Consider the following 472-nt stretch of genomic DNA (forward strand, 5'->3'; position numbering starts at 1 on the left):
AGAAATTGGTGCTGATAAGGATCATGTCCATTTTCTTATACAGTCGGTACCGACCATGAGTCCGAAGTCGATCGCTCAGAAAGTAAAGAGCATCACGGCACGTGAAGTTTTCAAGAAAAACCCTGAAGTTAAGCAAAAGTTATGGGGTGGAGCATTCTGGAGTTCAGGATATTTTATGAATACTGTCGGCCAGCATGGTAATGAAGATGTAATTGCAAATTATGTCAAAAACCAAGGCAATGCGGAGTACAAGCAGCTACACCGGAAGGAAATAAGTCCGAACCAAATCAGTCTGTTTATGGACTGACCACTCAAGTTGCACTGAGGATACCCCGCAGCTTGCTGCGGGGTAGTTCATTGAAACCTTCTACTCCCTATAAGACCCTGCTGAGCTTAATGGCTTTTAAATTTCTCATCAATAGTCGCTTTGGAGAATATGGCGCTAGTTATTATAATGGAGCGCTTATCCCTC

Annotated in this window: 1 protein-coding gene; it reads left to right on the plus strand. The window is 43.2% G+C overall.

From position 1 onward, the window contains the following. Window positions 1-307: IS200/IS605 family transposase (gene tnpA, locus WG89_RS28945; protein WP_153301394.1), on the plus strand; the 307-nt coding region annotated here is incomplete at its 5' end. Window positions 308-472: the final 165 nt, after the last annotated feature.

Source organism: Endozoicomonas arenosclerae, assembly GCF_001562015.1.
Lineage (GTDB): Bacteria > Pseudomonadota > Gammaproteobacteria > Pseudomonadales > Endozoicomonadaceae > Endozoicomonas_A > Endozoicomonas_A arenosclerae.